The 23,563-nt window shown below is 66.6% G+C and carries 19 protein-coding genes and 2 pseudogenes; 2 read left to right on the top strand and 19 right to left on the bottom strand.

The window, feature by feature from the left end; translation table 11 throughout:
* The 12 genes and pseudogenes from WBV89_RS16225 to pyrR all read right to left on the bottom strand — a co-directional run.
* Positions 1 to 374: pseudogene (locus WBV89_RS16225) on the bottom strand (hypothetical protein); the annotation flags it as partial.
* Positions 375 to 429: 55 nt separating this feature from the next.
* A complete protein-coding gene (gene metK / locus WBV89_RS16220; RefSeq protein WP_423982387.1) occupies positions 430 to 1,620 on the bottom strand; it encodes a methionine adenosyltransferase in 1,191 nt (396 codons plus the stop codon).
* 3 nt (positions 1,621 to 1,623) lie between these two features.
* Complete coding sequence (coaBC, locus tag WBV89_RS16215) at positions 1,624 to 2,838, bottom strand: bifunctional phosphopantothenoylcysteine decarboxylase/phosphopantothenate--cysteine ligase CoaBC (protein ID WP_423982386.1); 1,215 nt, start codon at positions 2,836 to 2,838, stop codon at positions 1,624 to 1,626.
* 7 nt (positions 2,839 to 2,845) lie between these two features.
* Positions 2,846 to 3,169, bottom strand: coding sequence for a DNA-directed RNA polymerase subunit omega (rpoZ, locus tag WBV89_RS16210; RefSeq protein WP_423982385.1), 324 nt, complete (start codon positions 3,167 to 3,169; stop codon positions 2,846 to 2,848).
* 53 nt (positions 3,170 to 3,222) lie between these two features.
* Positions 3,223 to 3,759 (bottom strand): guanylate kinase, encoded by a 537-nt coding sequence (gmk, locus tag WBV89_RS16205; RefSeq protein WP_423982384.1) that lies wholly within the window; start codon positions 3,757 to 3,759, stop codon positions 3,223 to 3,225.
* Positions 3,760 to 3,799: 40 nt separating this feature from the next.
* A complete protein-coding gene (mihF, locus tag WBV89_RS16200; RefSeq protein ID WP_423982383.1) occupies positions 3,800 to 4,108 on the bottom strand; it encodes an integration host factor, actinobacterial type in 309 nt (102 codons plus the stop codon).
* A 4-nt stretch (positions 4,109 to 4,112) separates the two neighbouring features.
* A complete protein-coding gene (locus tag WBV89_RS16195) occupies positions 4,113 to 4,991 on the bottom strand; it encodes a dihydroorotate dehydrogenase (RefSeq protein WP_423982382.1) in 879 nt (292 codons plus the stop codon).
* A 20-nt stretch (positions 4,992 to 5,011) separates the two neighbouring features.
* On the bottom strand, positions 5,012 to 8,455 hold the full coding sequence (gene carB / locus WBV89_RS16190; protein WP_423982381.1) for a carbamoyl-phosphate synthase large subunit: 3,444 nt from the start codon (positions 8,453 to 8,455) through the stop codon (positions 5,012 to 5,014).
* Positions 8,455 to 9,558 carry a glutamine-hydrolyzing carbamoyl-phosphate synthase small subunit gene (carA, locus tag WBV89_RS16185; protein ID WP_423982380.1) on the bottom strand — a complete coding sequence of 368 codons (1,104 nt, stop codon included), beginning with the start codon at positions 9,556 to 9,558 and terminating at the stop codon, positions 8,455 to 8,457. The genes carB and carA overlap by 1 nt, the downstream gene beginning before the upstream one ends.
* A gap of 64 nt (positions 9,559 to 9,622) precedes the next feature.
* A complete protein-coding gene (locus WBV89_RS16180) occupies positions 9,623 to 10,906 on the bottom strand; it encodes a dihydroorotase (RefSeq protein WP_423982379.1) in 1,284 nt (427 codons plus the stop codon).
* The gene (locus WBV89_RS16175; protein WP_423982378.1) at positions 10,903 to 11,850 is read right to left on the bottom strand and encodes an aspartate carbamoyltransferase catalytic subunit; all 948 of its coding nucleotides are present in this window, start codon (positions 11,848 to 11,850) and stop codon (positions 10,903 to 10,905) included. Before WBV89_RS16175 ends, WBV89_RS16180 begins: the two co-directional genes overlap by 4 nt.
* A 103-nt stretch (positions 11,851 to 11,953) precedes the next feature.
* Positions 11,954 to 12,457, bottom strand: coding sequence for a bifunctional pyr operon transcriptional regulator/uracil phosphoribosyltransferase PyrR (gene pyrR, locus WBV89_RS16170; RefSeq protein ID WP_423982377.1), 504 nt, complete (start codon positions 12,455 to 12,457; stop codon positions 11,954 to 11,956).
* 147 nt (positions 12,458 to 12,604) lie between these two features.
* Between pyrR and WBV89_RS16165 the strand changes: the two genes are divergently transcribed.
* Together WBV89_RS16165 and WBV89_RS16160 are read left to right on the top strand one after the other, a co-directional pair.
* Entirely contained in the window at positions 12,605 to 14,317 is a 1,713-nt protein-coding gene (locus WBV89_RS16165; RefSeq protein WP_423982376.1) for an N-acyl-D-amino-acid deacylase family protein, read from the top strand.
* A 53-nt stretch (positions 14,318 to 14,370) separates the two neighbouring features.
* A complete protein-coding gene (locus tag WBV89_RS16160; RefSeq protein ID WP_423982375.1) occupies positions 14,371 to 14,607 on the top strand; it encodes a hypothetical protein in 237 nt (78 codons plus the stop codon).
* A 6-nt stretch (positions 14,608 to 14,613) separates the two neighbouring features.
* On the opposite strand, the gene aspS is transcribed toward WBV89_RS16160, so the two are convergent.
* From aspS to WBV89_RS16125, 7 genes and pseudogenes are all read right to left on the bottom strand, one after another.
* Complete coding sequence (gene aspS / locus WBV89_RS16155; protein WP_423982374.1) at positions 14,614 to 16,383, bottom strand: aspartate--tRNA ligase; 1,770 nt, start codon at positions 16,381 to 16,383, stop codon at positions 14,614 to 14,616.
* Entirely contained in the window at positions 16,380 to 17,639 is a 1,260-nt protein-coding gene (gene hisS, locus WBV89_RS16150) for a histidine--tRNA ligase (protein ID WP_423982373.1), read from the bottom strand. Before hisS ends, aspS begins: the two co-directional genes overlap by 4 nt.
* A 59-nt stretch (positions 17,640 to 17,698) precedes the next feature.
* Positions 17,699 to 19,957: a RelA/SpoT family protein gene (locus WBV89_RS16145; RefSeq protein WP_423982372.1), complete on the bottom strand. Its 2,259-nt coding sequence runs from the start codon at positions 19,955 to 19,957 to the stop codon at positions 17,699 to 17,701.
* A gap of 6 nt (positions 19,958 to 19,963) precedes the next feature.
* Positions 19,964 to 20,494, bottom strand: a complete 531-nt coding sequence (locus WBV89_RS16140) for an adenine phosphoribosyltransferase (RefSeq protein ID WP_423982371.1) — start codon at positions 20,492 to 20,494, stop codon at positions 19,964 to 19,966.
* Positions 20,495 to 20,549: 55 nt separating this feature from the next.
* Positions 20,550 to 21,731, bottom strand: a complete 1,182-nt coding sequence (gene secF / locus WBV89_RS16135) for a protein translocase subunit SecF (RefSeq protein ID WP_423982370.1) — start codon at positions 21,729 to 21,731, stop codon at positions 20,550 to 20,552.
* Positions 21,728 to 23,290 carry a protein translocase subunit SecD gene (secD, locus tag WBV89_RS16130; protein WP_423982369.1) on the bottom strand — a complete coding sequence of 521 codons (1,563 nt, stop codon included), beginning with the start codon at positions 23,288 to 23,290 and terminating at the stop codon, positions 21,728 to 21,730. Before secD ends, secF begins: the two co-directional genes overlap by 4 nt.
* Positions 23,290 to 23,563, bottom strand: a pseudogene (locus WBV89_RS16125) (hypothetical protein); the annotation flags it as partial. The pseudogene WBV89_RS16125 and the gene secD, both read right to left, overlap by 1 nt.

Here is a 23,563-nt window from a genome sequence, read left to right as displayed (position 1 = left end):
GGCGAGGACGGTGCGGGCGACTGGGCGCGACGGTGCTCGGGAGGAAGCGCCGTCACCGCCCGCTTCGGCGAGGCGGCGACGAGAAACGGGCGGACCCGACGCGCTGCCCAACGGACGTGCGCCCATTCCGCCAGCTCGATCAGCTCCTCGGACGGCCCGAATCCGGTCACCTTTGCAATCGGCTTGAGATCGTCGAAATCGATCTCGGAGTCACTCACGATGTCGACCACCCAACCGCCGATCCGGCGGCCGTGCAGTTCGACGCGCACGATCGTGCCGATCCGCACCATGGGCGCGAGATCCTCAGGAATCGAATAGTCGAACGATTTGTCGAGCCCGGTGACGTCGGGGAGCACCCGCGCGATTCGGGTCATGGTGACGTCCCGGTGGCGCCGCAGGATGGAGTGGGACCGACCCACCCCGTCACGGTCAGGCGCCCAGTGCCGACTTCAGCTCGTCGAGCTTGCCGAGCTGCTCCCACGGGAACTCGTCCCGGCCGAAGTGTCCGTAGGCGGCCGACTTCTTGTAGATCGGTCGCTTCAGATCGAGGTCGCGGACGATCGCGCCCGGGCGGAGATCGAACGTGGAGCGCACGGCGGCCTCGATCCGAGCCGGATCCTCGTTGGCGGTTCCGAACGTCTCGACGAGGATGCTCATCGGCTGTGCCATGCCGATCGCGTAGGCGAGCTGGATCTCACAACGATCGGCTGCACCCGACGCGACGACGTGCTTCGCGACCCAACGGCCGGCGTAGGCGGCGGAGCGGTCGACCTTCGACGGGTCCTTGCCCGAGAAGGCGCCGCCACCGTGACGACCCATGCCGCCGTAGGTGTCGACGATGATCTTGCGTCCCGTCAGGCCGCAGTCGGCGTACGGGCCGCCGAGGACGAACTTGCCGGTCGGGTTGATGTAGATCTCGTAGTCGTCGTCGGCGAACTGCTCGGGAACGGTGGGTCGGATGACCTGATCGATGAGGTCCGGCCGGATGACCGTGTCGCGGTCGATTCCGTCCTGGTGCTGCGTGGAGATCAGCACGGCCTTCAGTGCGACCGGCTTGCCCGACTCGTCGTACTCGAACGTGACCTGGGTCTTGCCGTCCGGACGCAGGTACGGGATCTGCCCCGATTTGCGCACGTCGGCCAGACGCTCGGCGAGGCGGTGGGCCGTATTGATCGGCAGCGGCATCAGCGCGTCGGTTTCGTTGCACGCGTACCCGAACATCATGCCCTGGTCGCCCGCACCCTGGAGGTTGAGCTGGTCCTCGCCCGAGGTTCCGCTGCGGACCTCCTCGGAGGTGTCGACACCCTGTGCGATGTCGGGGCTCTGCGGGTCGAGCGCCACCATCACGCCACACGTGTTGCCGTCGAATCCGTACAGCGCGTTGTCGTAGCCGATTCCGTTGATCGTGTCGCGGGCGATCTTGGGGATCTCGACGTAGGCCGTCGTGCTCACCTCACCGGCGACGACGCAGAGGCCGGTCGTGATCATCGTCTCGCACGCGACACGGGCGTCGGGATCCTCGGTGAGGATCGCGTCGAGAATCGAGTCCGAGATCTGGTCCGCCATCTTGTCGGGGTGACCCTCGGTGACGCTCTCGGACGTGAATGTGTAATTGGCCATGGTTCAGTCTTTTCCTGTCTGAGTCGATGCTCGGATCTCGACGATCGTGTTGATGACGGCCCGGGCGACATCTCGCTTGGCGGCGAGGTCGATCTCGACAGGCTCCGCGTCGGGCCGCAACAGCGTAACCGCATTCGTGTCGTGAGCGAAGCCGACCTGGGAAGCGCCGACATCGTTCGCGACGATCAGGTCGAGGTTCTTCTTCGTGAGCTTGATCTGGGCGTTCGCGACGAGATCGTCGGTCTCGGCAGCGAAGCCGACGAGCACCTGGCGAGCCGGCTTGGTCGCTCCCAGCCCGGCGAGGATGTCCGGGGTCGGCTCGAGCAGAACCTCGGGGACGCCGTCCTGCTTCTTGATCTTTCCGCTCGCCGCCGCGACGGGTCGGAAGTCGGCGACGGCCGCGGCCATCACGATCACGTCCGCCGACGGAGCCCGCTGTTCGATCGCCGCCTGCATCTCTGCGGCGGTCTCGACGGGAACCACGATGGCGCCGACCGGCGCCGGCAGCGACACGGTCGACACCAGCGTCACGTCGGCACCGCGTGCGAGCGCTTCGGCCGCGACTGCGTAGCCCTGCTTTCCCGAACTGCGATTCGCCACGACCCGCACCGCATCGATCGGCTCACGCGTCCCTCCGGCCGACACGATCACCTGGACGCCGGTGAGGTCCCGGGGGCCGAGCACGCGTTCGGCGGCGGCCACGATCGCTTCGGGTGACGCCAATCGACCGGCGCCGACATCGCCTCCGGCGAGTCGTCCCGATTCGGGCTCGACCACGTGGACACCACGCTGGCGCAGCGTGTCGATGTTGTCGATGACGCTCGGGTGCTCCCACATCTCGGTGTGCATCGCCGGGCACACGATGACGGGCGCACGCGTCGCGATCAACGTGTTCGTCAGCAGATCGTGGCTGTACCCCATGCGGTACGCGGCGAGCAGCTTGGCGGTTGCCGGGGCGACCAGGATGAGGTCGGCACCCTGACCGAACTTCGTGTGCGGGATCGGCGTCGACGGGTTGTGCCAGAGGTCGGTCTGCACGGGCTCGGACGCGAGCGCGCTCAACGTCGTCGTGCCGATGAAGTGCTGCGCCGATTCGGTCATGATCGGCACCACGTGGGCGCCGGCGTCGACGAGGCGGCGCGATACCTCGATGGCCTTGTAGGCGGCGATTCCACCCGTCACACCGAGAACGATGCGCTTGCCCGCGAGGGCGCTCACCGTGGGCTCAGTCGTCGCTCTCGGCTGCAGCGGCGTCGGCTGCGGCCTGCGCTTCGGCTTCGGGATCGATCTCGGGCTCCGGCTCGGGGGCCTCGGCCCACACGATCTTCTTCTCGGCGATCTCCTGGAAACCGATCGAGAGAGGCTTGCGGGCCGTCGACGACACCTGCGGGGGAATCATCCCTCCGAGGCCGTCACCGAGCTGGTTGAAGTACGAGTTGATGTTGCGCGCCCGACGGGCGGCGAGGGTGACCAACGTGAACTTGGAGTCGACCTTGTCGAGCAGGTTCTCGATGGGCGGGTTGATCATCGTGTCGTGGTCCAGCGCCATAGTGGATCGAGCCTACCGCCATCCCGGGCCGGTCCATGGTCGCTGGTCGCAGCTCACTCGCTGCGGGCGCTGAAGATGATCGCGAGCATCTCGTCGATCGTCGTCTCGAGGTCGTCGTTGACGACGAGGTGGTCGGCCAACTCGCGCCCGATCGGCTCCTCCTCCTCGGCCTTCTTCAGGCGTGCGAGCACCTTGTGGTCGAGATCACCCCGGCCCCGCAGGCGTCGTTCCTGTTCGTCGCGCGACGGGGGCAGCACGAAGATCAACATCGCGTCGGGCGCGATGCGCTTGACCTGCTGGGCCCCGTCGACCTCGATCTCGAGCACGATGTCCCGGTCGTCGGTCGGTTCGGGGATCGGTGTGCCGTAGTAGTTCCCGAGGAACTCGGTCCACTCGAGAAACCCGCCCTCGGAGATGCGTTGTTCGAAATCGTCCGACGACGTGAAGACGTAGGCGTCCCCGGACTCGGAGGGTCGGCGTTCGCGCGTCGTCCACGACCGACTCAACCACAGCAGCGGGTCGCGCTTCACGAGCGCGTCGACGATGGTGCCCTTTCCGACCCCTCCGGGTCCCGAAACGACGATGATCATGCGATCAGAGCGGATCGCGGCGCTTGAGGTCCCGGTCGCTTCAATGGAGTTCGTCGAGCAGTGCCTTGCGCTGCTGGGCACCGAGGCCCTGCACCCGCCGGTTGTCGGCGATCCCGATCTCTTCCATCAACCTGCGCGCCTTGACCTTGCCGACACCCGGAAGCGACTCCAGCATGGAGACGACCTTCAGTTTGCCGACATTGCTGTCGTCGGAATCGAGCGCCTCGGACAGCGACATCGAACCCATCTTCAGGCGTGCTTTGATCTCGGCGCGGGCTGTGCGAGCCTCGGCCGCCTTCTGCAGTGCAGCCGCCCGCTGCTCCGGGGTCAACTGTGGTGGTGTTGCCATGGATTCACGTTAGTGCAGACACATCCGCGATACGTGCGATCCCACGGTCCTCCATCCACGCCAGCAGATCCCGCTGCACGTTCAGCGGCGCACGCGGATCGGCGAATGTGGCCGTACCGACCTGGACCGCGCTCGCTCCGGCGAGCAACATCTCGACCGCGTCCCATCCCGACGCCACTCCCCCGACGCCGATGATCGGGAGTTCGGGCAGTGCGGCGTGGACGTCGTGCACGGCGCGGACCGCGACCGGATGGATCGCCCGACCCGACAATCCTCCACCACCGGCACCGAGCACGGGACGGAGCGTGTCGGGGTCGTAGCCGAGTCCGAGCAACGTGTTGACACAGGTGACGGCTTCGGCTCCGGCGTCGTGCGCGGCAGCGGCGACCTCGACGATCCGGTCGGTGTTGGCACTCAGCTTGGCCCACCGCGGTCGCCCGCACGCCTCGGTCGCGGCGACGACCTCCGCCGACAGGTCGACGTCGTGGGCGAAGATCGAACCGCGCCCCTCCAGGTTCGGGCACGAGAGGTTGACCTCGACGGCGACGACGCCGGCGGGAGCGTCGGCGAGCATCTCGGCCGCTCGCCGGTAGTCATCGACCGACCGACCCCAGATCGACGCCACGACGGTCGCCCCCGTCGCGAGGAGATCGGGAAGGACATCGCTCAGCCAGTACTCGATGCCGGGACCCTGGAGCCCGACGGCATTCATCATCCCCTGCGGGGTCGGGTGGACGCGCGGCGCAGGATTTCCCGGCCACTCGAACGGTGCCAACGACTTGGTCACCACCGCCCCGAGCGCCGACATATCCATCAACGGCGCGAGCTCGTCGCCGTATCCCGCCGTGCCCGACGCCGTCATCACCGGGCCCGGCAGCGTCACCGACCCGACCACCGTCTCCATCACGCCTCGGCGGGGGCAGGAGTGGCGGAGGCGTGGTATTCCTGGAGCGAACGGACGGAGATCTCACCATGACGCTCGGCGAGGCCCTGCGCCGCCGCAAGCGCCGCCGCCACCGTGGTGAAGCAACCGACACCGTGCAGGTTCGCCGACTTGCGGATGGTTTCGCCATCCCTCCGTGCCGCGCTCCCGCTCGGCGTGTTCACCACGAAGCAGACCTTGCCCTCGGCGATGAGGTCCGGTGCGGTCGCCAGCGACGGATCACCGTCGGAGCGGCTGCCGTCGATGCCGACCTTCGCCACGATCTGATCGACCGGCTGGTCGAACTTCGCGAGATACGCCGCAGTTCCGGCGGTCGCCGCGATCCCGAGACCGAGGACACGCAACCGCATCGCCACGACCAACCCGGCCGGTTTGTCACGGTCGGCCAGCGACAGGAAGACCATCCCGTCATCGGTCGAGGTCGGCAACACGGTTCCGGCGGCCAACTCGGCCTTGTAGAACGCCCGGCCGAACGACGTGTCGATGCCCATGACCTCACCGGTCGAACGCATCTCCGGACCGAGCGCCGAGTCGACCTCGGGGAAGCGCGTGAACGGAAGCACGGCTTCCTTCACCGCGACGTGCGGAGGTGGACCGTCGACCCCGCCACCGAGACCGTGATGACCTCCACCGACCGGCGGCTTGAGGAGGCCTTCATTGCGCAGTTCGGCGAGGGTTGCGCCGAGCATCACCCGGGTTGCGACCTTCGCCAGCGGAACCCCGGTCGCCTTGGCGACGAACGGGACCGTTCGGCTCGCGCGCGGGTTGGCCTCGATCACGTAGACCATCGTTCCGGCGACCGCGAACTGCACGTTGATCAGACCCCGGACATCCAGCCGTTTGGCGATCGCTGCGGCGTACGACTCGAGCACCTCGACGACCCAGCGGGGCAGCGTCTGGGGCGGGATCGCGCAGGCCGAGTCTCCCGAGTGGACCCCAGCCTCCTCGACATGCTCCATGACGCCACCGATCAGGATCTCACCGGTGTGATCGCGGATCGCGTCGACATCGACCTCGGTCGCGTCGGAGAGGAACCGGTCGACGAGCACGGGGCGTTCGGCCGACAGCCCGCCCTCCTTGCCGAGCGAACCGAAGCCGGCCAGTTCCTCCATCGCGAGTTCGAGATGCGCGGGGTCGTGGACGATCTGCATCGCCCGTCCACCGAGCACGTAGCTGGGGCGCACCAGCACCGGGTATCCGACCTCGTTCGCGATGACGAGTGCCTGTTCGAGGTCGACCGCGGTGCCACCGGGCGGTTGCGGGATGTTCAGTTCGTCGCAGATCTGGTTCCAGCGTTCACGGTCCTCCGCCGCGTCGATCGAGTCGGGCGACGTGCCGGCGATCAGCTCGAGCGGGATCTCTCCCGCGAGCTTCAGCGGCGTCTGTCCACCGAGCGACACGATCACCTTGTGCGGCCGCTCGACCTCGATGACGTTGAGCACGTCTTCCTTCGTGAGCGGCTCGAAGTAGAGGCGGTCGGACGTGTCGTAGTCCGTCGAGACCGTCTCCGGATTGCAGTTGACCATGATGGTCTCGAACCCGGCGTCACGCAGCGCGAACGACGCGTGGACACAGCAGTAGTCGAATTCGATGCCCTGGCCGATGCGGTTCGGGCCCGAGCCGAGGATCACGACCTTCGTCCCGTCGGACTCGCGTACCTCGTTCTCGTCCTCGTACGTCGAGTAGTGGTATGGCGTCGCGGCGTCGAACTCCGCGGCACACGTGTCGACGGTCTTGTACGTCGGCAGGATCCCCGCGGCGGTGCGAGCCGTGCGGATCTCGGCTTCGGTCCGCTTCCAGAGATAGGCGAGCTGGCCGTCGGAGAACCCGAGCTGCTTGGCCCGTTTCCAACTGCGCTTCGTCATCCCGGCGATCCCGGTGGTCGCGAGCGCCACCCGTTCCTCGACGATCAGCGACATCTGGTCCAGGAACCACAGGTCGATCCGGTTCGTCTCGTGGATCGTCTCGAGCGGGATCCCGCGACGGATCAGATCGGCCACCTGCAACAGACGATCCGGAGTCGGGACGGCGGACGCGGCGAGCAACTCGTCGTCGTCCATCGCCTGGTACTCCTCCTCGCCCGGGTCGCAGTTCAGGCCGAGGCGACCCTGTTCGAGCGACCGCAGCGCCTTCTGGAGACTTTCGGGGAACGTGCGCCCGATCGCCATCACCTCGCCGACCGACTGCATCTGGGTGCCGAGCACGCCCGTCGTGCCGGGCAGCTTCTCGAATGCCCAGCGCGGAATCTTGGTGACGACGTAGTCGATCACCGGCTCGAACGATGCCGGCGTGCTGTAGCGCGTCGACCCTCCGGCGTCCGGGGTGGCTCCCCGGCTCAGGACGGACGCGACGGATGGAGCCTCGCCGGCGGGGTCGTGGGCGGTGATGTCGTTCGGGATCTCGTCGAGGGTGTAGCCGAGGGCGAGCTTCGCTGCGATCTTGGCGATCGGGAACCCGGTGGCCTTCGAGGCGAGCGCCGAGCTGCGCGACACGCGGGGGTTCATCTCGATCACGACCTGGCGACCGTCGGCGGGATTGACCGCGAACTGGACGTTCGATCCGCCGGTCTCGACACCGACCCGACGGATGCAGGCGATCGCGGCGTCGCGCATCTGCTGGTACTCGACGTCGGTGAGGGTCTGGATCGGTGCGACGGTGATCGAGTCACCGGTGTGGACGCCCATCGGGTCGACGTTCTCGATGCCGCAGATGATCACGCAGTTGTCCGCGTGGTCACGCATCACCTCGAGTTCGTATTCCTTCCACCCGACGATCGATTCCTCGACCAGGATCTCGCCGATCGGGCTCGCCTCGATCCCGGCCGCAGCCATCTTCTCGAACTCCGCCTCGGTCGAGGCGATGCCGGTTCCTCGCCCACCGAGGATGTACGCCGGACGGATCATGATCGGCAGGCCGATCTCGGACATCGCATCGCGGGCCTGTTCCATCGAGTGGGCGATGAGCGAGCGGCACGATTCGAGGCCGATCTCGGTCATCGCGATCTTGAACTTCTCGCGGTCCTCGGCGGTGGCGATCGCCTCGGCGTTCGCTCCGATCATCTCGGGCTTGCCCTCGACACCGATCAGGCCGCGTTCGAACAGCTCCATCGCGATGTTCAGGCCGGTCTGGCCACCGAGCGTCGGGAGCACGGCATCGGGTTGCTCCTTGTCGATGATCGCCGCGACGACTTCCCACGTGAGCGGTTCGATGTACGTCGCGTCGGCGAAATCGGGGTCGGTCATGATCGTCGCCGGATTCGAGTTGGCGAGGATCACGCGGAAGCCCTCCTCCTTCAGGACCCGGCATGCCTGGGTGCCCGAGTAGTCGAACTCGCAGGCCTGCCCGATGACGATCGGGCCGGAGCCGATGATCAGGATCGATTCGAGGTCGGTACGGCGAGGCATCAGCGCACCGCCCGAGCGTTGTCCATCAGTTCCGCGAATTGCTCGAAGAGGTAGCTCGAGTCGTGTGGTCCGGGGTTCGCTTCGGGGTGGTGCTGCACGCTGAAGGCTCGCTCGTCGCGCACCTCGAGCCCTTCGCACACGCCATCGTTCAAGTTCACGTGGGTCATCTCCGCGTTGGATGGAAGGCTGTTCGCGTCGACGGCGAAATTGTGGTTCTGACTGGTGATCTCGATCCGTTCGGAGGCGAGATTCTTGACGGGATGGTTCCCGCCGTGGTGGCCGAAGCCGAGTTTGACCGTGTCCGCACCGATCGCCCGGCCGAGCAGTTGATGGCCGAGACAGATCCCGAAGATCGGGACCGTTCCGAGCAGGCCCTGGATCATCTCCACCGCGTACGGAGCCATCTCCGGATCGCCCGGGCCGTTCGACAGGAACACGCCGTCGGCACCCATCGCGATGATGTCGGCCGCGGTGGTTGCGGCGGGCACGACGTCGACGTTGCCGTACGTGGCCAGGCTCAGCGCGATGTTCCGCTTCATCCCGAAGTCGACCGCGACGATCCGTCGACGGTTCTCGGGATCGACGGCTGGGACCGAGTACCCGACCGGCGTCGTGACCGTGCGGACGAGGTCGACCCCGTTCGTACCCGGCTCCGAGCGAGCCGCGGCGAGCAGTTCGTCGTGCGACGAGGAGCCGAACGCCCCGGGAAGTGCTCCGTGGTCGCGGATCAGGCGGGTGAGTCGACGGGTGTCGATCCCCGAGATGCCCGGGACGCCCTGCTGGTGGAGCATCGAGCCGAGATCGGCTTGGGCCCGGAAATTGCTGTGACGGCGCGCGAGGTCGCGCACGACCACACCGCGACAGAACGTGCCGACCGATTCGAAGTCGGTCGCGTTGATTCCGTAGTTGCCGATGTGCGGATAGGTGAACGTGATGATCTGGCCGGCGTAGCTCGGATCCGAGATCACCTCCTGATACCCGCTGAGCACCGTGTTGAACACGACCTCACCGGTGGCGATCGGAGCCGGTGCACCGATCAGGTCTCCCTCGAAGACACTTCCATCGGACATGACGAGGAGTCCCTCGCCCAGCGCTGTGCTCATCGAGTCCCACCCTGTCGATCCTGCGGTTTCTGCATGTTCATCCACCGTACTGCATGTTCATTCATCATCGTGTGGCCGTTCCGTTCTCGACGGTGAGTTCGCCCATGAGCACCGTGTGCTTCACGCGTCCGCGCAGCGGCACGCCGACGTACGGAGTGTTCCGCGACTTGCTGGCGAGTTGAGCGGGGACGACCTCCCACTCCTCGGTCGGATCGAACACCGTGAGGTTCGCCGGCTCGCCCGCCTGGACGGGCCGACCGTGTGTGTCGTCGATTCCGGCGATCCCGGCAGGCCGCCAGGACAGCGCCCCGACGATGTCGGCGAGGTCCATGTCCAGATGGGCGATCGAGACGCCGAGCGCGGTCTCGAGACCGAGCATTCCCGGCGGCGCCTGGTCGAGCGGCTGCTCCTTTGTCTCCGACACGTGCGGGGCATGATCGGTCGCGATCGCATCGATGGTCCCGTCCGCCAGACCGTCGCGGACCGCGGTGACGTCGTCCATCGTCCGCAGTGGCGGGTTGACCTTGTAGATCGCGCTGTACGTGCGCAGCATTTCGTCGGTGAGGCTGATGTGGTGCGGCGTTGCCTCGGCGGTGATCGGGAGGCGATCGGCCTTGGCCGCGCGCACGAGATCGACGCTCCCCGCGGTGGAGAGGTGGAGGAAGTGGACCGGCGCGCCGGTCAGCCGGACGAGTTCGATGTCGCGGTGCACCATCAGTTCCTCGGCGAGCGACGGCCATCCCGGGAGCCCGAGGTGGCTGCAACAGTCACCCTCGTGCATCACCGCGCCCCCGGTGAGGCGTTCGACCTCGCAGTGCTGCGCCAGGGTGACGTCGAGGTCGAGCGCGTACTCGAACGCACGGCGCATGAGCAGCGGGTCCTGGACCCCGTTGCCGTCGTCGGTGAACAGCCGTACTCCGGCAGCCGACAGTTCGGCAAACGGGGTGAGCTGTTCCCCGCCACGTCCGACCGTGATCGATGCCGACGGGAAGACATCGCAGAGGCCGGCGGCCTGGCCCTGGCGGCGCACGAACTCGACGACACTCACGCAGTCCTGGGTCGGATCGGTGTTCGGCATCGCGACCACCGCCGTGTAGCCCCCGAGCGCGGCCGCGCGTGAGCCGGTCTCGATCGTTTCGGCTTCCTCTCGACCCGGTTCGCGCAGATGTGTGTGCAGGTCGACGAAGCCGGGCGAGAGGGTCAGACCCGAAGCGTCGATGACCTGGTCGCCGTCGGCGGGTTCGAGATCGGCGCCGACCGCTGCGATCAGTCCGTCGGCGACGCGCACATCGGCGCGGCGCTCGCCGGTCTGGTCGAGAACGGTCGCGCCGGTGATGACGAGGCTCATGTACTGGGTCCTTCGGAGAGGGCGTTCGAGGGTGATTCGGCCGAGAGCAGGTCGAACAGGACCGCCATCCGCACCGCGATGCCGTTGGTGACCTGTTGCGTGATGACCGCTCCGGGGAGTTCGGCGGGGTCGACGGCGATCTCGACGCCGCGGTTGATCGGTCCCGGATGCATGACCAGGACGTGCGGAGCGAGGCGCGCCGCACGTTCGGGGGTCAGCCCGAATCGCATCGTGTACTCGCTGAGCGAGGGCACCAGCGCTTCGGTCATCCGTTCCTTCTGCATCCGCAGCATGTAGAGCACGTCGATGTCGTCGAGCACGCCGTCGATGCCGTCGACGACGTGCTCGTGCACGACGGGAGGGAGCAACGTACGTGGTGCGACCCACGTGATGTCGGCGCCGAGCGCCTTGAACGCGGCGGTCGTCGAGCGGGCGACCCGGCTGTGCTTGATGTCGCCGACGATGGCGACCCGGAGCCCGTCGAATCCGTCGGGCCGGTTCAGCGCGGTCCGGACCGTGAATGTGTCGAGCAGGCCCTGCGTCGGGTGCGAATGCCACCCATCGCCCGCGTTGATCACCGACGCGTTCGTCCACCCGTCGACGAGCCACGGGGCACCGGTCGACTTGTGTCGGATCACGAATGCGTCGACACCCATCGCGGCGATTGTCTCGATCGTGTCGCGCAGGCTCTCACCCTTGTTCAGACTCGACTGGGAGACGGCGAACGTCATCGTGTCGGCCGAGAGCCGCTTGGCTGCGGTCTCGAAGCTGAGGCGGGTGCGAGTCGAGTCCTCGAAGAACACGGAGCAGACGGTCTTGCCGCGCAACGCCGGAACCTTCGGGTTCGGTCGCCGGTTGACCTCGGCCATCGTGTCGGCGAGGTCGAGGATCCGCCGCACCCCCACCGGCCCCAACTCGTCGATCGACAACAACGACCGACTCATCGCGCACCCCCCGTTACGGAACGGGTCAGACCCGTTCCGTAACGCTCCCGGTGAGATCGTGCCGCCACCGTTACGTAACGGGTCAGACCCGTTCCGTAACGCTTCATGAGATCACCACGCCGTCGGCGGTGACCGAGACGTTCTCGTCGGCGCTCGTCGGCAGGTTCTTGCCGACGAAGTCGGGGCGGATCGGGAGTTCGCGATGGCCACGGTCGACCAGTACTGCGAGTTGCACCGATTTCGGACGGCCGTAGTCGCCGAGCGCGTCGATCGCCGCTCGCACGGTGCGGCCGGTGAACAGCACGTCGTCGACGAGCACGATCCTCGCCCCGTCGACGTCGACGTCGATGTCGCTCACCGCTGCCGGCGAGACGGGCCGCAGCCCGATGTCGTCGCGGTACAGCGATGCGTCGATCGAACCGACGTGGATCGAACTGTCGATGCGGGCGATCTCGCTGCCCAGCGCCTCGGCCAACCACACGCCGCCGGTCTGGATCCCGATCAGGACCACTCCGTCGAGGCCTCGGTTGCGCTCGATGATCTCGTGTGCCATCCGGGTCGTGGCCCGGCGCACGTCGTCGGGTGTCAACACCCTCTTGTCGCTCATGTTTTCCTTTCCGTTCGAGCCTCTCGGGACTCGCTTCACGGGCAGACGTGAAAGGTATCAGCACCGGTGCTGAATCCCGAAAGTGATCCGGAAGGCGCGTCGATCGAACCGCCCGGGCGACGTTCGGCGACGGTCTACGATCGACGCATGTCCGATCTGGTGATCCGCAACGCGAACCTCGTCGACGGAAGCGGAGCCGCTGCCCGTCACGCCGACGTGTCGATCGATGATGGTTCGATCACGGCCGTCGACGGTCCCGGCGCGGCGAGTCCGGGTCGGCGTGAGATCGACGCGGACGGTCTGTTGCTCACGCCCGGATGGGTCGACGTGCACACCCACTACGACGCACAGGCGTCGTGGGATCCCTATCTCACCCCGTCGTCGTGGCACGGCGTCACCTCGGCCGTGATGGGAAATTGCGGTGTCGGGTTCGCACCGGCAGCGCCCGATCGACACGAGTGGCTGATCGAGCTGATGGAGGGTGTCGAGGACATCCCCGGCTCGGCGATGACCGAGGGCATCACCTGGGATTGGGAGAGCTTCGAGGAGTTCCTCGACGCGCTCGACGCCCGTCACTACGCGCTCGACCTGGGCGCCCAGATCGCGCACGGCCCGGTCCGCGGCTACGTGATGGGAGACCGAGGAGCAGCCAACGAAGCGGCAACGGCGGCGGACATCGCAGCGATGTCCGCGATCGTCGAGTCGGGTCTGCGGGCCGGAGCACTCGGGTTCTCGACGTCGCGCACACCACTCCACAAGTCGCTCTCGGGAGACCTCGTCCCCGGCACGCACGCGGGAGCCGACGAGCTGATGGGGATCGCCGACGCCCTGGGGCGCGTCGGCCACGGGGTGTTCCAGTTCGCCCCCGACCACGCCGAGGTTCCGACGAGCGAGATGCCGTGGATGCGCGAGCTCGCCCGTCGGACGGGTCGCACCGTCAGCGTCAACCTCAACCAGCCGAACGGTGCGCCCGACCTCTGGCGCGATGTGCTCGGCCTCCTGGACGAGGCCCGAGCCGACGGACTCGACATCGTCGCCCAGGTGGCGGGACGAGTCGTCGGATTGCTGATGTGCCTCGAGGGGAGCTTCAACCCGCTCGACTTCCACCCGGCGTACGGGCCCTACAGCGCGCTTCCGCTCGCCGAGCGGGTGCAGGCGCTCCAGCAGTCCGAACTCCGCGACGCACTCCGTGCCGAGCCCGACGATGGTGGGCTGTTCCGGACCGTGGTGCTCGACTCGATCGACTCCTGGTGGGCCGTCGACGACGGGGACATCGACTACGAGCCCGAGGCCGAGGACTCGATTGCTGCCGTCGCGCAGCGCACCGGCACGCACCCGATCGACCTGATCGTCGACCAGCTCTGCGCCCACGACGGGCACGGGATGATCCTCACCCCGTTCTTCAACTACGCGTACGGGGACCTTTCGTTCCAGTACGAAGCCCACCGCCATCCGTCGACACGAATGGGACTCGCCGACGCCGGCGCGCACTGCCGGGTGATCTGCGACGGAGGTACTCCCACGTTCATGCTCACCCACTGGACGCGGGATCGACGCCGCGGTCCCCTGCTCCCGCTCGAACACGTCGTCCACCGCCAGACCCGCCAGACCGCCGAGCTCTACGGCCTGCGGGATCGTGGGCTGGTCGCGCCCGGTATGCGGGCCGACCTCAACCTGATCGACTACGACCGGCTCACCTTCGGGCCGCCCCGCATGGCCTACGACCTGCCCGGCGGAGCGCGACGGCTCGTGCAGAAGGCGGACGGATACGTCGCGACGTTCGTCAACGGTGTCCAGACCGTCGAGCACGACGAGTTCACCGGCGAGTTGCCCGGGCGACTCATCCGCGGTCCGCGCTGAAACCAACCGAGACCGAGGCCCTCCGGGCGACATCCACGACTACGGTGTGCGGTATGAGAAACACACTGAGCACCAAGATCCTGGCTGCAACCGCCGTTGGCATCCTGTCGATCGGCGCCGCTGCATGCTCGAGCGACGGCGATGACAATGAGAACCCGACCGACACGATCGACGATGTGGTCGACTCTGCGGTCGACGAGGTCGAGGGCGTGGTCGACACCATCGACGACGCGGTCGACGACGCGGTCGACCAGGTCGAAGGCGTCGTCGACACCCTCGGCGAAGGCTGACCGGATTCAGTCCACCTTCGGCAGGACCCGGAGACCGAGTTCCTCGATCGCCTTCGGGTCGCCGGGGGTCGGGCTGTTGGTCATCGGGTCCTGCCCCGACTGGGTCTTCGGGTAGGCGATGACCTCGCGGATGTTGTCCTCGCCTGCGAGGATCGCGACGAGCCGATCGAGACCGAATGCGAACCCACCGTGCGGCGGAGCGCCGTACTCGAACGGGTTGAGGAAGAACCCGAACTTGCGCTCGGCTTCCTCGTCGCTGATCCCCAGCCCGGCGAACACCTTGCGCTGCAGTTCGGGCTCGTGGATTCGGATCGATCCCGAGCCGAGTTCCCATCCGTTGAGGACGAGGTCGTAGGCGATCGAACGGACCGCCATGGGATCGGTCTCGAACTTGTCGATGTCGTCGGGGTGCGGCATTGTGAACGGGTGATGACCGGACTTCGGATTTCCCGTCTCCTTGTCACGCCCCACGAACAACGGGAACTCCACGACCCACACGTAGCGGTACGGGCCCTGGTGGACCGGCGGACGACCGATGTCGTTGCGGAGCATGCCGAGCACCTCGCATGTGGTCTCCCACTCGTCGGCCACGATCAACACGAGGTCGCCAGCTTCGACGGCCATCGCCGACCACAGTCCGGCCACCTCGTCGTCCGACAGGAACTTCGCGACCGGTGAATCGAAACCGGCCGAACCGTCGTCCTTGGCAGCGGCCTTCATCCAGACCAGGCCCTTCGCACCGGCGGCCTTCGCCTTGTCGGTGAGCTTGTCGAGCTGGTTGCGGCCGAACTGATCCGCTCCCCCATCGACCTTGATGCCCTTGATCACACCGCCGGATTCGATGTTTCCGGCGAACGCCTTGAACTCGGTTCCGGCGAACACCGCGGTCAGCTCCTGGAGCTCCATCCCGAAACGGAGGTCGGGCTTGTCGATGCCGAAACGGTTCATCGCGTCGTGCCAGGTGATCCGCTCGATCGGCGCGGGTCGCTCACCGGTCACGGCCTCCGCTGCCGCGAGAACCGACTCGGACACCGCGTCGAGGACATCGTCCTGATTCACGAAGCTCATCTCCATGTCGAGCTGCATGAACTCGTACTGACGATCCGCGCGAAGGTCTTCGTCGCGCAGGCAGCGAGCGATCTGGTAGTAGCGGTCGAAACCCCCGACCATCAGCAACTGCTTGAACAACTGGGGTGACTGCGGCAGCGCGTAGAACGAGCCCGGCTCCTTGCGCGACGGAACCAGGAACTCGCGTGCCCCTTCGGGCGTCGACGGGACGAGCATCGGCGTCTCGACCTCGACGAACCCCTGGCCCGCCATCGAGTTGCGCACGGCCGCGTTCACCTTCGAACGAATCCGCAGGTTCTTCTGCATTCGCTCGCGCCGCAGGTCGAGATAGCGGTACTGCAGGCGGATGTTCTCGTCGACGTCGTCGGCGCGTGCATCGATCGGGAACGGGGGCGGCGTCGCCGAGCGGAGGATCTCCACCTCGCAGTCACCGATCTCGATGGAACCGGTCGGCAGGTTGTCGTTGATCGTTCCCTCCGGACGCTCACGCACCACCCCGGTGATCCGCAGCACGTACTCGCTGCGGACATCGACGTCGTCGTTGATGACGCACTGGACGATGCCCGAATGGTCGCGGAGGTCGACGAAGGCGAGGTGCTCGCCGTGCTCACGGCGGCGGCCGACCCAGCCGCACACGCTGACCGTGTCGCCGATCTGTTCCGGGCGCATGTCGCCGCAGAGGTGGGTTCGCATCGAGGTGGAGCTCATCGTTGGTTTCTCAACTTGTCTTTCAGGTGGGAGATCAGGTCGGTTCGGTCGATGTTCTGCTGGTCGCCACCATCGCGGGCCATCGGTTTGACGACGACGGTGCCGTTCGACGCCTCGTCGTCACCGACGATGAGCGCGAACCGGGCACCGGAACGGTTGGCCAGCTTCATCTGGGCCTTCATGCTGCGGTTGTCGTATCCGCGGTCGCCCGTGAGACCGGCAGCGCGGAGTTCGGCCGTGAGTTCGAGGGCGTGCGTGCCATCGACGACATCGACGACGAAGGCATCGAGGTCCGCCGTGTCGTCGGCGAAGACTCCCTCGTCGTCGCAGGCGAGGAGCGTTCGATCGACGCCGAGGGCGAACCCGATTCCGGGCGTGGCCGGGCCACCGAGCGCTTCGACGAGACCGTCGTAGCGGCCCCCGCCACCGAGCGCATTCTGGGCCGAGTCGAGGGTCTCACCCTGGAACTCGAAGATGGTGCGTCGGTAGTAGTCGAGCCCACGAACGAGCTTCGGTTCGACCTCGAAAGCGATCCCGAGCCGGGTCAGCCCGCTGCAGACCGTGGCGAAGTGTTCGCTCGCTGCCTCCGAGTAGAAGTCGCCGATCCGCGGAGCGGAAGCGATCGCGACAGCATCCTCGCCACGCTTCGAGTCGAGCACGCGGAGCGGGTTTTTGGCGAGTGTGGCGCGCGCCTGCTCGCTGAGGTCGGCTTGCGCGAAGTGAGCGTCCAACGCCTCGACGTACCGGGCTCGATCCTCGGGTTCGCCGAGGCTGTTGACGATCAGTCGGATCCGGCTGAGGCCGAGGCGGCGGTAGAACTCCGACGCCAGAGCGATCACCTCGACGTCGAGGTTCGCATCCTCGACGCCGAGCACCTCGATGCCGACCTGGTCGAACTGGCGGAACCTCCCGCGCTGCGGCTTCTCGTAGCGGAAATTGGATCCGGAGTACCAGACCTTCCACGGCAACGTCGGCCGATGCTGGGCGAACGACCGGCACACCGACGCGGTCATCTCCGGGCGCAGCGAGATGTGCCGATCGCCCTTGTCGACGAAGTCGTACATCTCCTTCGTGACGACGTCGGTGGCATCGCCGATCCGCGTGAACACACCGATGTCCTCGAGCAATGGGGTGATGATCTGGCCGTACCCGGCGGCTTCGACCACCTCGGCGAAGACGCCGTTGAGACGGCGCCAACGGGCACTGTCACCCGGGAGGATGTCCCGCATACCGGGACTGGTCTGGAAGGCGGGCACGGCCGATCAGGCTATCCAGCACCCCGGGCCATCACCGCGACCGCTTTCGCCGATCGACGTCAGGCCACGGGAGCGGCGGCACCGGGCACGGTGCGGTACGCGTCGTACACGGAATCGATGCCCTTGATCCGGCTGATCACCGAATCGAGGTGCGTTCCGTTCGCCAGCTCGAATTCGAAGCGCATCTTCGCCTCCCGGTCGGCGCTCGTGATCGTCTCGCACGACACGATGTTGACCCGCTGCTCGACCAGGGCACTCGCAACGTCGGCCAACAGGCGCGACCGGTCGAGTGCGACGACCTCGATTCCTGCGGTGAACGTGTTCTCGAACTGACCTTCACCGTCCCAGTCGACCTCGATCATGCGCGTGGCCTGCTCCTCGGACAGTGCGAAGGCGTTGGCGCAGTCGGCACGGTGCACGCTCACGCCGCGGCCACGGGTGACGAAGCCCGTGATCTCGTCGCCAGGGACCGGCGTGCAGCACTGCGCGATCCGCACGAGCATGTCGTCGAGCCCCTCGACGTGGATTCCGACCGCCTGGCGATGGCCGTCGCGCCGTTCGCGTCGAGGCCGATCGATCGTCGCCGGAAGCTGCACCTCCTGGTCGCCGGTGCGATAGCCCCGCGCGACGCGTTGAGCGACGCTGCGCCCCGAGACGTGATGTTCCCCGACCGCTGCGAGCAGCGACTCGAGGTCGACGTAGCTCATCTCGACGACGACGTCGCGCAGCTGCTCGGATTTCCACACCTGCTGAGCGGGAAGCCCCTCGCGACGGAACTCGTCGTGCAGCTCGTCGCGGCCGGCCTCCACCATGTCGACACGCCGCTCGCGACTGAACCACTGTCGGATCTTGTTCCGGGCGCGCGGCGAGGCGACGAACCCCAGCCAGTCCTGGGACGGGCCGGCGGTCTCGACCTTGGAACAGAAGACCTCGCAGGAATCGCCACTCTGCATCACGTGATCGAGCCCGACCAATCGACCGTTGACCTTCGCGCCGATCGTCGCGTGGCCGATCTCGGTGTGCACGGCATACGCGAAGTCGACTGCGGTGGAGCCGACCGGAAGGCTGATCACGCGACCCTTCGGGGTGAACACGTACACCTCGTCCTGCTCGAGGTCGGTCTTCAGACTCTGCATGAACTGCGCCGGATCGCTCACCTCCTCCTGCCAGTCGATGATCCGGCTCAACCAGTCGACCTCGTTCGGCGTCGATCCCGACCGATCCTTGTACGCCCAGTGCGCGGCGACGCCCCACTCGGCTCGCTGATGCATCTCGATCGTGCGGATCTGGATCTCGATCGGTTTGCCCGACGGCCCGACCACCGTTGTGTGCAAGCTCTGATAGAGGTTGAACTTGGGCATCGCGATGTAGTCCTTGAACCGGCCGACGACCGGTCGCCAGCGGCCGTGGATGCACCCGAGCGCGGCGTAACAGTCCTTGGTCGTCGGAACGACGACGCGCACGGCGACGAGATCGAAGATGTCGTCGAACTCGAGCCCCTTGACGACCATCTTCTCGTAGATGCTCCACAGGTGTTTGCCACGACCGGTGACGTCGGCATCGATCTTCAGGTCGGCGAGGCGATGACGTACCTCGGCGACGGTCTTGGCCAAATAGACGTCGCGTTCGGGTGTCCGGACCCGGACGAGGTGATCGAGCTCGGCGAACCGCTTCGGATGCAACGATGCGAACGACAGATCCTCGAGCTGCTGCTTGAGTTCCTGCATTCCCAGTCGGTGGGCCAGCGGTGCGTAGATGTCGAGCGTTTCCTGCGCGATCCGCTGCTGCTTCTCGAGCGGCATCGCGGCGATCGTGCGCATGTTGTGCAGACGATCCGCCAACTTGATCACGAGGACCCGGAGGTCCTTCGCCATCGCGACGAGCATCTTGCGCATCGTGGCCGCCTGCTGGTCCTCACGACTGTCGAAGCGGATCCGCTCGAGCTTCGTCACACCATCGACGATCTCGGCGACCGTCGAGCCGAATTCCCGTTCGACGTCCTCGACGGTGATCTCGGTGTCCTCGACCGCATCGTGCAGCAACGCCGCCGCCACCGACACCTGGTCGAGGCCGATCTCGGCGACGATCTGCGCGACGGCGAGCGGATGGTTGATGTAGCTCTCGCCGCTCTTGCGCATCTGCGAGCGATGAGCTTCCGAAGCAACGCGGTACGCCCGGTTGATCTCGCTGATCGATGCCTTCGGATGCCGACGCCGGTACGCGTTCAACAGTGGAGCGAGCTCACCGGAGGCGTTGGAGAACCCGGGCGACGTCGAATTCTGTCGCCGCCACGGGAGAACTCGATCGACGGTCGCCACGGTGCCTCAGCTGTAGTGCAACAGAGATCGGACGGGGCGTTCGCCGAGTCGTGCACGACCCGACAGGGCATCGAGTTCGAGCAGGAAGCCGAGCCCGGCGATCACGCCACCCAGCGTCTCGACCAGCGTTGCAGTCGCCGCAGCGGTGCCACCGGTCGCCAGCACGTCATCGACGATCAGGATCCGCTCACCCGGGTGGATGGCATCGCGGTGGATCTCGAGCTTGTCGGTGCCGTACTCGAGTTGATACTCCTCGCGTACCACGGCCCACGGCAACTTTCCCGGTTTGCGCACCGGGACGAAGCCCGCACCGATCCGATAGGCCACCGCCGCTCCGAAGATGAAACCACGTGACTCGACGCCGACCACGCGGTCGACCTCGATCCCGGAGAACTCGTCCACCAGGCCGTCGACCGCAGAAGCGAACGCCGTGGCGTTGCCGAGCAGGGGCGTGATGTCGCGGAAATTGACGCCGACCGTCGGGTAGTCCGGGATGTCACGAACCTGCGCCCGGAGTTCGTCGTGATCAGCTGCCATGACCCGAGGATATCGCTGGCGATCGGACACGACCGCTTTCACGGTCGTCTCGGGCTCAGCGCTTCTTCTTCTTGCGCGGACGCGGCGGATGGGTGAGGATCCGCTCCGCCGGTTGATGCACGGCGGCGGTCTTCTCCGCATCGACGTGATCGCGGTCGCCCGATTCAGCCGTGTCGCTCGAATCGATCGCACGCGATGCGTTGTCCGTCCCGAGTCGGCCACTGACGCCGGCCCCGACGACCGCGGAACGCAGCGCCTCGCCCGTCAGCCGATCACGCCGGGACTTGCGGCGCCCGGTCTTCGCACGCAGCTGCGCCAACAACGGCGAGGCGACGAAGATCGAGGAGTAGACGCCCGCGATCATGCCGATCAGGAGTGCGAGCGCGAATTCGCTCAACGCAACCGCACCGAGCACTCCGGCGCCGATGAACAGCAGCGCCATGACGGGCAGGATCGACGAGATGCTCGTATTGATCGAGCGCATCAGCACCTGGTTCATCGAGATGTTGACGATGTCGGGGTACGGCATCCGCACGCTTGCGTACTTGCCCTCGTTCTCCTGGACCCGGTCGAACACCACGATCGTGTCGTAGAGCGAATAGCCGAGGATCGTCAGGAAGGCGATCACCGTTGCCGGGGTCACCTGGAACTGGAACACCGTGTAGGCGCCGACGGCGAGCAGCAGGTCGTGCCCCATGGCCGCGAGCGCAGCGATGGCCATTCGCCACTCGAAACGGATCGAGATGAAGATCGCCACGATGATCAGGAAGATCACGAGGGCACGCAGCGCCTTGTCGGTGATGTCGTCGCCCCACGACGGACTCGTGAATTCGAAGCTCAGATCGTCGACGCTGACCCCCGATGCGTCCGCGAAACTCTGCGTCAGGGCCTCGGCCTTCTCGTTCGAGACGACCTCGATCTGCACGGCGACGGACGAGCGACTGTCCGCCTGACGCAGCTGGATGACCGAGCCAGAGGTCGAGACGTCGTTGTCGACGAGGACCTGTTCGGCTTCGTCGACGCCGAACGTCTCGCTCGCGGGGATCTCCCAGGCCTGTCCGCCCTCGAAGTCGAGACCGAGGTTGAACCCCTGGACGAAGAGCGAGACCACCGTGACGACGACCACGACGATCGCGACGACGAGCCCGATGCGGCGATGGCCGTAGAAGTCGATGGCCGTCTGGCCGCGGTAGAGCCGTCCCAGCCCCGTCGAGGCGATGTCATCGGGTCGACTCATCGGGTCACCTCCAGGCCGAACGCCTTCTTGTCTTCCATGAACTTGCTCCGGGCGAGCAGCAGCACGGCCGGCCGGGTGAAGAAGTAGCAGACGAACAGGTCACACAGCGTCGTGATCCCGAGGAACAACGCGAAACCGCGGACCGAGCCGACGCTGAGCGAGAAGAGAATCGCCGCACCGATCACCGAGACGAGGTCGGCCGACCAGATGGTTCGCCACGTCATCTTGAAGCTGCGTGGAGCGGCGTTCTTGAGCGTCCGACCGTTGCGGATCTCGTCCTTCATCCGCTCGAAGAACACGACGTAGCTGTCGACGGTGACGCCGACCGCGACGATGATGCCGGTGATGCCAGCGAGGCTGAGCGAGTAGTTGGTCGCACTCGAGACCAGGGCGGCGACGCTGTAGACCGTCAGCGCCCAGATCGTCATGCCACCGAGGATCACGAGTGCGATCCAGCGGTAGTAGGCCAGCAGGAAGATGATCACCAGAGCGACGCCGACGAGACCGGCGATCACCGAGGCCCGCAGCGACTCCTGGCCGGCGGCAGGTGAAATGGTCTGCGACTCCTGGGCCACCATCTCGACGGGGAAGGCTCCGCGGTTCAAGATGTTCGCCAGGTCCTGGGCTTCGGACTGCGTGAAGTTGCCGGTGATCGAGACGGCGTCGTCGAAGTTCGGCTGGTTCACGGACGGGGCCGACTGGATCACGTTGTCGAGGACGATCGCGAGCTGGCCGTTGGAACCCGCCGTCGTGCGTGGGCAGGTCGGCGTCCCGTTGAAGCACTGCTCGGCGAGCCGGTTCCACGTTTCCTGACCGTCTCCGCCGCGCAGGTTGACGTTGACCTGGAATCCGAACTGATTGTCGACCGTCGCGCTCTGGCGTTCGAAGACCTCGCCGGTTCCGTCCGTCGGACCGACGCACAGCGGCTGGCCTTCACGGGTCAGGAGCAGCGTCGCTCCGCTGGCGGCAGTGAGCTGGGACAGATCGAGATCGTCGGGGATGTCCGGGAGCGGGATCGTTCCGGGAGTCGTCTCGGGAGTCGTGTCGGGAGTCGTGTCGGTCGGCGTGCGCAGCGAACGGCCGCCCACGGTGTCGTCCGGAACGGGGATCTCGGATGCGGGTTCTGGTGCGAAGACGCCGAGCGTCGTGACCGGGACGGTCGGGTCGACGCTCACCCCGTCGGGGGCAGCCTGTTCGCTGGGATCGCTGCACTGGGCGAATGCCACCACGGGTCGGAGTTCGACGATGCCCGACACGTCGACGGCATCGAGCGCCTGCTGTTGGTCCTTCACCCCTGGGAGTTCGACGACGATGGTCTCGCCCTGGACGCGGACGTTCGGCTCGGCGATGCCGGTCCGTTCGAGTTCGTCGCGGATGAGGTCACGAACGACGGTCAGATCCTCGCCACTCGCGTCACCCGCGGGTTCGAGGATGACGCTGGCCCCACCCTGCAGGTCGAGGCCGAGCAGCGGGGCGGTGCCGGTCGCGAGGTTCAACGCGAACACCCCGATGACCACGATCGTCGTCGCCAGCAGCGACGACCAGAGACGACGCTTCATCAGTCGCCGTCGACCGAGTTCTTCGAATCAGCGGCGTCATCTTGGTTCTCGGTCCCGGCCCCACCGTCGGGCCGGTTGTCGGATCGGTCATCGGTGGTGCCGTCCGCGTCGTCGTCTGCCGCAGCGTCGAGTGAGATCTTGCCCTGGATGTGACCGCGCCCGATCCGCACCTGCACGTCGTCATCGATCTCGAGCCAGAACCGGGTGGGCCCGTCCTCACCGGTGATCGTTCCGACGATCCCCGATGTGGTGATCACGTCGTCGCCGACCTCG

Origin of the sequence: Ilumatobacter sp., assembly GCF_049588435.1 — a bacterium.
GTDB lineage: Bacteria > Actinomycetota > Acidimicrobiia > Acidimicrobiales > Ilumatobacteraceae > Ilumatobacter_A.
Note: the sequence above shows the minus strand (reverse complement) of the source record. Positions and strands in the feature narration are given on the sequence as shown.

Bases quoted from the DNA above. Each gene is read 5' to 3' on its own strand.
- WBV89_RS16165 (WP_423982376.1), top strand. From the start codon at position 12,605: ATGTCCGATCTGGTGATCCGCAACGCGAACCTCGTCGACGGAAGCGGA.
- secF (WP_423982370.1), bottom strand. From the start codon at position 21,731: ATGAGTCGACCCGATGACATCGCCTCGACGGGGCTGGGACGGCTCTAC.
- WBV89_RS16140 (WP_423982371.1), bottom strand. From the start codon at position 20,494: ATGGCAGCTGATCACGACGAACTCCGGGCGCAGGTTCGTGACATCCCG.
- metK (WP_423982387.1), bottom strand. From the start codon at position 1,620: ATGGCCAATTACACATTCACGTCCGAGAGCGTCACCGAGGGTCACCCC.
- carA (WP_423982380.1), bottom strand. From the start codon at position 9,558: ATGAGCACAGCGCTGGGCGAGGGACTCCTCGTCATGTCCGATGGAAGT.
- WBV89_RS16180 (WP_423982379.1), bottom strand. From the start codon at position 10,906: ATGAGCCTCGTCATCACCGGCGCGACCGTTCTCGACCAGACCGGCGAG.
- gmk (WP_423982384.1), bottom strand. From the start codon at position 3,759: ATGATCATCGTCGTTTCGGGACCCGGAGGGGTCGGAAAGGGCACCATC.
- secD (WP_423982369.1), bottom strand. From the start codon at position 23,290: ATGAAGCGTCGTCTCTGGTCGTCGCTGCTGGCGACGACGATCGTGGTC.
- mihF (WP_423982383.1), bottom strand. From the start codon at position 4,108: ATGGCAACACCACCACAGTTGACCCCGGAGCAGCGGGCGGCTGCACTG.
- WBV89_RS16160 (WP_423982375.1), top strand. From the start codon at position 14,371: ATGAGAAACACACTGAGCACCAAGATCCTGGCTGCAACCGCCGTTGGC.
- pyrR (WP_423982377.1), bottom strand. From the start codon at position 12,457: ATGAGCGACAAGAGGGTGTTGACACCCGACGACGTGCGCCGGGCCACG.
- aspS (WP_423982374.1), bottom strand. From the start codon at position 16,383: ATGAGCTCCACCTCGATGCGAACCCACCTCTGCGGCGACATGCGCCCG.
- rpoZ (WP_423982385.1), bottom strand. From the start codon at position 3,169: ATGGCGCTGGACCACGACACGATGATCAACCCGCCCATCGAGAACCTG.
- carB (WP_423982381.1), bottom strand. From the start codon at position 8,455: ATGCCTCGCCGTACCGACCTCGAATCGATCCTGATCATCGGCTCCGGC.
- WBV89_RS16175 (WP_423982378.1), bottom strand. From the start codon at position 11,850: ATGAGTCGGTCGTTGTTGTCGATCGACGAGTTGGGGCCGGTGGGGGTG.